At 75.7% G+C, this 5,245-nt stretch carries 6 protein-coding genes and 1 pseudogene; 4 read left to right on the top strand and 3 right to left on the bottom strand.

Going from position 1 to position 5,245, the window contains the following annotated elements:
* The 3 genes and pseudogenes from ABZW03_RS36710 to ABZW03_RS36720 all read right to left on the bottom strand — a co-directional run.
* Nucleotides 1–284, bottom strand: a pseudogene (locus ABZW03_RS36710) (hypothetical protein); the annotation flags it as partial.
* Nucleotides 281–1,216: an alpha/beta hydrolase gene (locus tag ABZW03_RS36715; protein ID WP_355268577.1), complete on the bottom strand. Its 936-nt coding sequence runs from the start codon at nt 1,214–1,216 to the stop codon at nt 281–283. The pseudogene ABZW03_RS36710 and the gene ABZW03_RS36715, both read right to left, overlap by 4 nt.
* A 26-nt stretch (nt 1,217–1,242) precedes the next feature.
* Nucleotides 1,243–2,019, bottom strand: coding sequence for a methyltransferase domain-containing protein (locus ABZW03_RS36720; RefSeq protein WP_355268580.1), 777 nt, complete (start codon nt 2,017–2,019; stop codon nt 1,243–1,245).
* A 491-nt stretch (nt 2,020–2,510) separates the two neighbouring features.
* On the opposite strand from ABZW03_RS36720, the gene ABZW03_RS36725 reads away from it, so the two are divergent.
* From ABZW03_RS36725 to ABZW03_RS36740, 4 genes are all read left to right on the top strand, one after another.
* The gene (locus tag ABZW03_RS36725; RefSeq protein ID WP_355268583.1) at nt 2,511–3,935 is read left to right on the top strand and encodes a fatty acid--CoA ligase family protein; all 1,425 of its coding nucleotides are present in this window, start codon (nt 2,511–2,513) and stop codon (nt 3,933–3,935) included.
* A gap of 87 nt (nt 3,936–4,022) precedes the next feature.
* Entirely contained in the window at nt 4,023–4,298 is a 276-nt protein-coding gene (locus tag ABZW03_RS36730; protein WP_355268586.1) for an acyl carrier protein, read from the top strand.
* Nucleotides 4,295–4,561, top strand: a complete 267-nt coding sequence (locus ABZW03_RS36735) for an acyl carrier protein (RefSeq protein WP_355268589.1) — start codon at nt 4,295–4,297, stop codon at nt 4,559–4,561. The genes ABZW03_RS36730 and ABZW03_RS36735 overlap by 4 nt, the downstream gene beginning before the upstream one ends.
* The coding region (locus ABZW03_RS36740; protein ID WP_355268592.1) for a beta-ketoacyl synthase N-terminal-like domain-containing protein at nt 4,558–5,245 on the top strand (688 nt) is incomplete at its 3' end. The genes ABZW03_RS36735 and ABZW03_RS36740, both read left to right, overlap by 4 nt.

A 5,245-nucleotide genomic window follows, 5' to 3' on the forward strand; every position in this document is an offset into this window, starting at 1 on the left:
GGCAGGAAACGGCTCAACTGCTCCGGCAGCACCCGCTCGGCCGCCTCCCGGACCGCCGCCGGGTCGGGGCCGCGGTCGGCCGGGTGGGCGAGGTGGGTCCGCAGGGAGGCCTGGACGTCCTCGGGCTCGAAGAAGCCCTCGTAGGGGCGGCCGGGAGCGAAGGAGACGGCGTCCGGGTAGCGGGTGGTGACCTCGTCGGGGAAGGTCATCGCGTCCAGCAGCGGATCGGCCGGCGAGGCGTGCAGGTCGTCCAGGTCGTCCGGGCCGTCCAGGTCGAGCTTCACCGCAGCGCCTCCCGGAGGCGCTCGGCCGCGAAGGCCTGGGCCTCGGCGGCCGCGTCCAGGGTGCCGGTCATGGCGAAGAAGCCGTGCGGCATGCCCTGGTAGCGGCGCAGCTCCACCGGGACGCCGGCGGCCCGCAGCGCCTCGGCGTACTGCTCGCCCTCGTCCCGCAGCGGGTCGTACTCGGCGGTCAGCACGGTCGCGGGCGGCAGTCCGGCCAGGGTGGCGGCGCGCAGCGGGGAGGCGTACGGGCTGGCGCCGTCGCCCGGGTCGGCCAGGTAGTGCCCCCAGTACCAGGCCACCGAGCGGCGGTTGAACAGCGCCGGGTCGTCGTGGGCGCGCAGCGACGGGGTGTCGGCGCCGTGGTCGGTGTTGGGGTAGACCAGCAGCTGGTGGCGCGGGGCGGGGCCGCCCTCGGCGCGCAGCAGCAGGGTGAGCGCGGCGGCGAGGTTGCCGCCGGCGCTGTCGCCGCCGACCGCGAGCCGGTCCGGGTCGATGCCGAACTCCTCGGCCCGTCGGACGAGTTGCAGCAGCGCGGCGCGGCAGTCGTGCAGCGCCGCGGGGAAGGGGTGTTCGGGGGCGAGCCGGTAGCCGACGGAGGCGGTGACGCAGCCGACGGCGTTGGTGAGCCGGCGGCAGATCGCGTCGCTGGTGTCGGGCGAGCCGAGCGTCCAGCCGCCGCCGAACAGGTAGAGCAGGGCGGGCAGTCGGCGGCCGGGCGGCTCGGGGCGGTAGAGCCGCAGGGCGAGTTCGCCGCCGGGGCCGGGGATGCGGTGCTCCTCGACGGCGGCGACCGGCTCGGGCGCGCCGGCCGCCGCGCGGATGTCCGCGAGGTCGGCGGCGCGGGCCTCGGCGAGGGTGAGGGTGTAGAGCGGCGGGGTGGCGCTGCTCGCGCGCCGGGCGCGCAGCGCCTCGGCCTGGGGGTGCAGGGGCATCGGCGGGTCCGTTCGGTGCGGGGGTCTCAGCTGTCCGCCTCGACGTAGATGCTCTCGTCGGTGCGGAAGGCCGTGTCGAGGTCGGCGACGTCCGGTCGGATGCCCTGGCGGTAGGCACAGCGGCGGATCCGGTCGCGGTCGAAGCCGGCCTGGGTGAGGACGTGTCGCAGCTCGTCCACATCGTAGATCCACTGGTGCCCGAAGTACCGGAAGATCTGGTTGACCAGGAAGGCCGGGCGGGTGGGCATCGGCGGGCCGAAGCCGAGGGTGGTCAGCCGGCGCCGGTGCTTGGCGAGGAAGCCGTCGTCGGTGGCGTAGCCGACCAGGTAGCGGGCGAGGTCGGGGGTGGTCAGGCGCAGCACGCCGCCGGGGCGCAGGACCCGGCGGGCCTCGCGCAGCCAGCCGACGGCGACCGGCAGGGTGACGTGCTCGATCAGGTGCTCGGCGTACACCCAGTCGACGCTGTCGTCGGCGAAGGGCAGCGGTTCGGCGATGTCGAGCCGGGTGAACCAGCGGTCGCCGTCGACGCGGTAGAGGGTGCCGGGCTCGGCCGTGGTGTCGGGGCTGCGCAGGGCGGCGAGGTCGGTGCCCAGGCCCTCCGGGTGGGCGGTGCGGAAGGCGGCGAACTCGATGCCGGTGATGCCGAGTTCCCGCAGGCCCGCGTGGTCGCGCGGCAGCCCGCCGGGGTGCGCCCGGAGCGTGTCGCAGGTGGCGACCCGCGCGCTGAAGGCGTCCAGCCGGGGGGCCAGCCCGTCCGGGTCGTCCCAGTCCCAGCCCGGGAATCTCTCGCTCTGGTCGGTCATGTGTCGGGCCTCCTGGTGGGGTAACGCGGTTCGGGGAGAACGCGGTTCAGCGGCCGCGCGGGGTCCGGGGCCCGGCCCGGCGGCACGGCCCCGGGCGGGAGCGGCCGCCGAGCAGGGTCGGCGCGGGGCCGCAGACGGAGACGTCGACCGGGGTGCGCGGGCGCGGCGCCTGGCGCCCGGACATCTCCCCGGTCGACCGCCGAGGTGCGTTCCGCGCCGCTGCCGCCGTCGGTGAAATCCCGGATTTCCGGGGGGAGTCGGGCGTGCGCCGCACGTTCGGTCCCGGCCCGCGCGAGAACTCCCACGGGCATTCCTCGTTCCAGGACGGCCACGCGCGGGCCGGTCCTGGTTGGGCAGCGTAGGAGCAACAACCGCATTGGTATAGACCTTGATTTGACCAAACGTCTGTGCCAAGGTCTGGCCACGGAATTGGCCGTTGGGATTTTTTTAACGGCGTTCATGTCAAATCCCCTCACTTGTGTGGAGCCGCGTTGACCGGCTTTTCCCCCTCCGTACTTCCGGCTGCCTTCCTGCCGCACGCCGACGCCCCGGACTCCTGGGTCGACCGGCTGCTGCTGGCCGGCCCCGGCGGCGAGGAGTGCCTGCACCTCGGCGCGCCGCTCGACCGGGACGCGCTGCGCGCCCTGGTCGAGGAGCAGTCCGGCCGGCTGGCCGCCGCCGGGCTCGGCCCCGGCGGGACGGCGGCGCTGCGGCTGCCGCCCTCGGTGGCGTTCGTCGCGGTACTGCTGGCGTGCTGGCGGCTCGGCGCCCAAGTCGCGCTGCTCGACCACCGGTTGACCGACCACGAGATCGACGCGGCGGTGGCCCGGCTGGCCCCGCAGGTGCTGGTAGGCTCCGCCCATCGGTCCGCTTCGGCGCTGCGCGGCTTCTCCGAAGTCGAGCCGGTGGCCGTTCCGTTGACGGACGGGCGCCCGGCCCGCAGTGGGCACGCACTGGTCCAGCTCAGCTCGGGATCCACCGGTCCGGCCAAGGTCATCGCCCGTACCGCAGCCGACCTGCTGCGCGAACTCGACTGCTACCGCAGGCTGGTGGAGTTCCCCGGCGAGGGCGAGCGGGTCGTCCTGCTCTCCTCGGTGGTGCACGTGCTCGGCCTGGTCGGCGGGCTGCTCAACAGCCTGTACGCCCGGGTCGCGCTCACCGTGCCGGAGCGGATGACGGCGGCGGGCATCCTCGCCGAGGTCGCCGCGAGCGACCGGCCGACCACCGTGATCGGGGTGCCCTTCCACGCCGAGCTGCTGGCGGGGGCAGTCGCTCCCCCGCCGCTGCCCCGGCTGCGGCGGATGGTCGTGGCGGGCGAACTCGTCCGCCCGGGACTGCCCGCGCTGTTCACCGAGCGCTACGGCGTCCCGCTCGGCACCATGTACGGCATGACCGAGACCGGGGTGATCGCCACCGACCTCTCCGGTACGCTCCACCCCGCCAAGCAGCCCGTGCACGGCATGGAACTGCGCCTGGTGAAGGGCGAGTTGCAGATCGGTGCGGCCTCCTCGCCGTACCCCGGGCTGGACGACCCGACCCGCTGGTCGGACGGCTGGCTGCACACCCGGGACGCGGCCGGGCTGACCGCCGACGGCCTGGTCACCGTGCTCGGCCGACTGGACTCCCAGGTCTCGATCGGCGGCCTGAAGGTCGACCTCACCGAGGTCGAGCAGACGCTCACCGCGCTGCCCGAGGTCCGCGAGGCCGTCGTGGTCTTCGACGGCGGCGCGATCGAGGCCTACCTGGCCACCGAACCGGAGACCGACCTCGCCGCCGTCCAGGAGGGGCTGGCCCGCCGCCTGGCCGCCTTCAAGCGGCCGCGCCGGCTGGCCCGGCTGGACCGGCTCCCCCGCACCGCCACCGGGAAGCTGCTGCGCGATCCGGCCGCCCTGCGCGCGACCGCCTTCACCGGCTGACCGCGCCACCGGCTGACCCGCACCACCCCGACGAACCGCACCACGCCGACAGGCCCGCACCACCACCCCGACAAGGAGCCCACCACCATGCAGGACCGCATCCGCGCCTTCGTCCTGGCGGCACTCGCCGAGATGCAGTACGACGTCTCCGAGGTCACCGGGGACACCGACCTCGGCCCGGCCGGGCTGGACCTCGAATCGCTCGCGCTGGCCGACCTGTCCGTGCAGGTCGAGGACGAGTTCGGGATCAAGTTCGACCTGGACGAGATGGAGACCACCGCGCTGATGACGCTGGACGAGTTCACCGCCGACGTCGCCCGCCGGATCGAGGCCCTCCCCGTCACCTCCGGCAGCGCCGCGTGACCGGCGCCCCGCTCCCCGACGCCCTGCCGGACCGGGCCGAGGTCCTCACCATGCTGGCGGCGTTCGGGCAGCGCGCCGTCGACACCGTGCCCGAGGACCTCGGATCGCTCGAACTCACCTGGCTCGTAGCGGAGTTCGAGCAACGGTACGGGCTCCAGCTGGACCTCGACGACGACCGCTTCGGCGCGGTGCGCACCGTTGACGACGCCACCGGGCTGCTGCGCGAGGCCGTCCTCGCCGACCGCGCGGGCGTACGGCCGTGACCCTCGCGCGCACCGGCTCCGGACCGCCGGGCCGGGCGGCCGGCCGCCCGGTGGTCACCGGCGCCGGGGTGCTGAGCGCCGCCGGGCGCGGGCTCGCCGCGCTGGCCGAGGCCGTCACCCACGGCGCGCCGCTGTTCGGCCCGGTCACCCGCTTCGACGTGAGCGCCCGCCGCACCACCCGGGCCGCGCTGTTCCCCGACAGCGCGCCGACGGCCGACGGCGCGCCACCGGCCGAGAGCGCGCCACCGACCGGCACCCGCCCGCTGGCCGGGGCCGTGCTCGACGCGATCGGCCAGGCCTGCCGCCAGGCCGGGCTGACCTCCGCCGAGGGCGCCGCCCTGCCCGTGCTGCTCGCCCTGCACAGCGACGAGCACACCCGCGCGACCGCCGACGCGGTGGCCGCCGGAGTCCGTGCCGACTGGGGCGCGCCGGGCGTCACCCGGGTGTACAACGGCGCCTGCGTGGCCGCCGCGACCGCCGTCGCCGACGCGGGCGCCCTGGTGGCCACGGGCCGGCACGAGCGGGTCCTGGTCGCGGCCGGGCACCTGGTCGGACCGGGCGTCTTCGCGGTCTTCGACGCCGGGCGGGCGCTGGCCCGGGACGGCGAGGCGCGCCCGTTCAGCGCCGGCCGCACCGGCACCCTGCTCGCCGACGCGGCCGCCGCCGTCCTGGTCGAGTCCGCCC

The organism is Kitasatospora sp. NPDC004799 (assembly GCF_040609095.1).
In the GTDB taxonomy this organism is placed as follows: Bacteria; Actinomycetota; Actinomycetes; order Streptomycetales; family Streptomycetaceae; genus Kitasatospora.